The 4,407-nt window shown below is 61.6% G+C and carries 3 protein-coding genes and 2 pseudogenes; 2 read left to right on the plus strand and 3 right to left on the minus strand.

The features are described 5' to 3' along the window. A pseudogene (locus tag EN964_RS26160) lies at nt 1-457 on the plus strand (MFS transporter); the annotation flags it as partial. A 3-nt stretch (nt 458-460) separates the two neighbouring features. On the opposite strand, the gene EN964_RS26165 reads toward EN964_RS26160, so the two are convergent. The 3 genes from EN964_RS26165 to EN964_RS26175 all read right to left on the minus strand — a co-directional run bounded on the left by EN964_RS26165 (nt 461) and on the right by EN964_RS26175 (nt 2,485). Next, a complete protein-coding gene (locus EN964_RS26165; RefSeq protein ID WP_127269545.1) occupies nt 461-1,489 on the minus strand; it encodes an NAD(P)/FAD-dependent oxidoreductase in 1,029 nt (342 codons plus the stop codon). 195 nt (nt 1,490-1,684) lie between these two features. Continuing rightward, complete coding sequence (locus EN964_RS26170) at nt 1,685-2,005, minus strand: 2Fe-2S iron-sulfur cluster-binding protein (RefSeq protein ID WP_056582251.1); 321 nt, start codon at nt 2,003-2,005, stop codon at nt 1,685-1,687. 111 nt (nt 2,006-2,116) lie between these two features. Then, nucleotides 2,117-2,485 carry an Hpt domain-containing protein gene (locus tag EN964_RS26175; protein WP_127269546.1) on the minus strand — a complete coding sequence of 123 codons (369 nt, stop codon included), beginning with the start codon at nt 2,483-2,485 and terminating at the stop codon, nt 2,117-2,119. A gap of 272 nt (nt 2,486-2,757) precedes the next feature. On the opposite strand from EN964_RS26175, the pseudogene EN964_RS26180 reads away from it, so the two are divergent. Beyond that, nucleotides 2,758-4,407 (plus strand): annotated as a pseudogene (locus EN964_RS26180) (kinesin); the annotation flags it as partial.

Genomic DNA, 4,407 nt, shown 5'->3' on the forward strand with positions numbered 1-4,407 from the left:
CTACAAGCGCATCGCGATGGTGGGCGTCGTCTTCAGCATGCTGTGCCTCTGCCTGCTGGCCGTCGTCGCAGGATATGCAACGCTGCTGGAGGTAGAGGTCTTGACGATCTGCATCGGGTTTGGAACCGGAACGACGTTTCCGGTCACCACCGTGTCGGTCCAGAACGCCGTCGATCGCGTGCATCTCGGCGTCGCGACGGGCGTGCTGACATTCCTGCGTTCGCTTGGCAGTGCGCTTGGTGTCGCGATGCTCGGCGCGGTCGCTCTGGGCTACGGCTTGCCACTTGCCGGTGAAGGCGTGCGGATCGTGGGCCATAGCGCGACGGTCGAGCCGTTCGTGATGATCTTTGCCGTCGCCGCCGTTACATTGCTGCTGGGGCTGATCACGCTGACGCTGATGCCCGAAAAGGAGCTTCGCGGTTACGCCGACAATGCGGCGCCCATCCTCGCCGAGTAAGCTTCAGCCGGAGACGCCGAGCTTCTTCTGCAGGCTGGTCGATGAGGTCGTGTACTGGAAAACGATGCGCTCGCCGGGGCTGATGATGCGCTTGGCGGCCTGCGCCATCAGCGCCACTTCGTGGAAGCCAGACAGGATCAGCTTCAGCTTGCCCGGATACCAGTTGATGTCGCCGACCGCGAAGATACCGGGCACCGATGTCTGGAACTTCTCGGTATCGACCGGAATAAGGTTCTCGTGAAGGTTGAGACCCCACTCCGCGATCGGTCCGAGCTTCATGGTCAGGCCGAAGAACGGCAGCATGCGCGTGCAAGGCACCTCGACATCGCCGTCAGGTCCCTTGATGGTGGCCGATGACAGTTGGCCGTCGGCACCGGTCAATCCGGTCACCTGCCCGACCTGGAACTCCAGCTGCCTCATCTCCTGCATGGCATACATCTTGTTGACGCTGTCGGGGGCGGCACGGAACTCGGGCCGCCGGTGCACCAGCGTCACGCTCTTTGCCACCGGCTGCAGGTTCAGCGTCCAGTCGAGTGCCGAGTCGCCGCCACCGACGATAACGAGGTCATGGCCGCGAAAATCCTCCATCCGGCGCACCGAATAGAAGACGCTCTTGCCTTCATAGGGCTCTATGCCGGGGATCGGCGGACGCTTGGGCTGGAAGGAGCCGCCGCCGGCGGCAATCACCACCACCTTGGCCTCGAACACCTCGTTTTCGTCGGTGGTGACGCGAAAACTGCCGTCCTCCAGTTTTTCCAGGCTGGAAACCATTCGGTTGTAGCTGAAATCAGGCTTGAACGGCGCGATCTGCTCGAGCAATTTGTCGACCAGCCCCTGCGCCGAGATCGAAGGCCAGCCTGGAATGTCGTAGATCGGCTTTTCCGGATAGAGCTCCGCGCACTGGCCGCCCGGCCGATCGAGAATGTCGATCAGGTGGCATTTCATGTCGAACAGGCCGAGCTCGAACACGGCAAACAGGCCAACCGGTCCTGCCCCGACAATAAGCACGTCTGTCCTGATAATGTCGGTCATGCCTGTGCCTCGCTGCGCATGACCCCGAAAATCGGATCGATTTTCGGAAAGGATCATGCGCAAATAAAAGTGCTACAGCGTCCTTTGCGCGTCCAAGAGGACGCGCGGCGCTGTAGTGAAACAGCAGGACACTGCATGACCATCGCTCCGCTGCCAAGCCGCAGCGGGAAAAATCAGTTGGCAAAGATACTGCGCTTATCCCTGACGGGCAGGCACCCGCACAATGAGACCGTCGAGCGCGTCTCGCACCTTGATCTGGCACGACAGCCGTGAGTTCGGCTGGACGTCGTAAGCGAAGTCCAGCATGTCCTCTTCCATCGCTTCCGGCTCGCCGACTTCAGCCGTCCAGGCTTCGTCGACATAGACGTGACAGGTGGCACAGGCGCAGGCACCGCCGCATTCGGCTTCGATCCCGGGCACGGCGTTGCGGATCGCGTTCTCCATGACCGTAGAGCCGTTCTCGGCGTCCATGTCGAAATGCGTGCCGTCATGGGCAATGAAAGTCAGCTTGGTCATTTGTCACCTGAAGGGAGTTCCAGCCGAGATAATCACTCCGGCTGACAAGTCAACTGCCGCATGAAAGCGCCGCCCGATGACGTTTTTCCGCAAATCGGGTTCAGCGCGGATTCAGCGGTTGATGGCGGCGATGAAATCGCGCACTTCGTCGATCAGCATGCCAAGCCGTTTGAGCGTCTGGCCGTCTTCCGGCCGATGCTCGATCTCGGTGGCGCAATCGGCGATGGCAAAGGCGCCGACGCCCCGTGCCGAACCCTTCAATCCATGGGCGAGCAGAAGCCGGTCCTTGATGTCGGCGTCGACTATTCTGTCGCGCACGGACAGCGCCTGCTGTACAAACAGCGCCAGCACCTCTTGCTCAAGGCTGCGGTCACCCATCGTCTGGCGGGCAAGGTGTGCCAAATCGACCGGCCGTGACCGCCTTGGTCCGGATACGTCGCCCCCGGGCATTGAGAAGGCAATGCCGCTTTCGCCACGCATGAACTCGAACTCCGTTTCTTCGATTCGCCCAAAAACCTAGGCGAATCCAATGGACAACGGGTTAATGAATGGCCGGGAAAAATGTTGCCAAAGCGGCGCCCAAATCACAGTTCCGTTAACCTTATATTTAAAGTTTTACGTATCCCGCGGAATGCATGTTTTCTTTACCCCCCTGTGTCATTACGATACGAGGGGTCCATTTTCAGCCTCCTGCGCGGGGCAAGACAAACAGAATTATAAGCCCGCGGCAGCTAGTACAGGGTAGCGAAGGCATGGCAAAGAAACCAACGACGACGAGAACTCTCGACAGCGACGTGGCCAGGGAACTGGAAAAGGCGCTCGATCTCGACCTCAGCAACGAGATCGGCAACGGCGACCTCGACATCGCGGCTTCTATGGAGGATCTGGAAGCTCAGATATCCCAGGCGGCCGACGAGTTGGCGCGCGAGGGACGCAATCATAAGCCGGAACAAAACCCGGAGCCCGTAGTCAATCAGAACCACGCCGCGAAACCCGCGCCCAAGGCAAAGCCTGCCGAATTGCGCCCCGTGGAACCGCGCAATGGCGCCCAGCCCGCTGGTTTCGCACCGGCCAATGACGATCGCCAGAAGGACTATAAGACGCTCCTGCACAGCCTCAACAGGCGTGCCTCGAACACCATTTACTGGGTCGTTGCCTTCGTTTCGCTCGCCTGGTTCGCTGGCGCCGGCGGTTTGGCCAATCTGCTTTTCGGACCGAGCATCTGGAGAATCCGTACGCTCGACCAGTTCCTTGCCCGTCCGGAGCTGATCGGCCTTGCGGTCGCGGCCATCGTGCCCGTCATCCTGTTCTGGGCCTTCGCCGCCATGATTCGCCGCGCCCAGGAAATGCGCATCGCCGCACAGTCGATGACCGAAGTGGCCTTCCGCCTGACCGAGCCGGAAAACCTTGCCCAGGATCGCGTCATGATGATCGGCCAGGCCGTTCGTCGCGAGGTCGCGGCCATGGGCGAAGGCATCGAACGCACGCTTGCCCGCGCGGTCGAGCTGGAAACGCTGGTCCACAGCGAAGTCAACCAGATCGAACGCTCCTATTCCGAGAATGAATCCCGCATCCGTTCGCTGGTCGACGGGCTCGGCAGCGAGCGCGAAGCCGTCGTCACCCATGCCGAGCGCGTCCGCGCTTCGATCACCGGCGCGCATGAGACGCTGAAGGACGAGATCGGCGCCGCCTCCGACATCATCCGCGACTCGATCCTCAATGCGTCGACCAAATTGTCGATGACGATCACCAATTCCGGCGACACGCTGATCGACCGCATCAACGAAAGCTCGATGTCGATCTTCGATTCCGTCGAAGGCCGGCTCGATTCGATCACCGACCGTCTGTCGACCTCGGGCGAGGCCTTCGCCAGCCTTCTCGACACCCGCATCGCCAAGCTGACGGACACCACTGACGGCCTGACACGGTCGTTGACCGATCTGCTCGACGATCGCACCACAGGCATGGTGTCGCTGCTCGGCGGTGCCGCGCGCACTCTCAATTCCGAATTCGAGGCCAGCCTCAACGGCATCGAGCGGACTCTCGCCGAACGCGGCCAGGCCCTGATCAGCGAGTTCCAGACCCGCGCCGAGGCGCTGGACACCGGAACGCAGAAGCTCAATGCGGCACTCGAGGCCCGTGCCCGCCAGATCAACGAAACGCTGGTCGAGCGCGCCCGCGAAATCGCGCACACCTTCGCCGAGAGCAAGGACACGCTGTCGGCGATGATCGATCAGGGCAAGACCCAGATCGGCGCCGACATGGCCGATATCGTCACCTCGACCTCCTCCATGCTCGAAGCCCGCGCCAGCGACTTCGCCGGACGCATGGAAGCCGCCCGTCACGTCGTGTCGCGTTCGTTCGACAGCGACATCCAGCGGCTCGCCGACGCCCGCGTCGGC

The organism is Mesorhizobium sp. M7A.F.Ca.CA.001.10.2.1, from assembly GCF_003998575.1.
Lineage (GTDB): Bacteria > Pseudomonadota > Alphaproteobacteria > Rhizobiales > Rhizobiaceae > Mesorhizobium.

Excerpts from the sequence above, each read along its gene's own strand:
- EN964_RS26175 (WP_127269546.1), bottom strand. The coding sequence starts at position 2,485 with ATGCGTGGCGAAAGCGGCATTGCCTTCTCAATGCCCGGGGGCGACGTA.
- EN964_RS26165 (WP_127269545.1), bottom strand. The coding sequence starts at position 1,489 with ATGACCGACATTATCAGGACAGACGTGCTTATTGTCGGGGCAGGACCG.
- EN964_RS26170 (WP_056582251.1), bottom strand. The coding sequence starts at position 2,005 with ATGACCAAGCTGACTTTCATTGCCCATGACGGCACGCATTTCGACATG.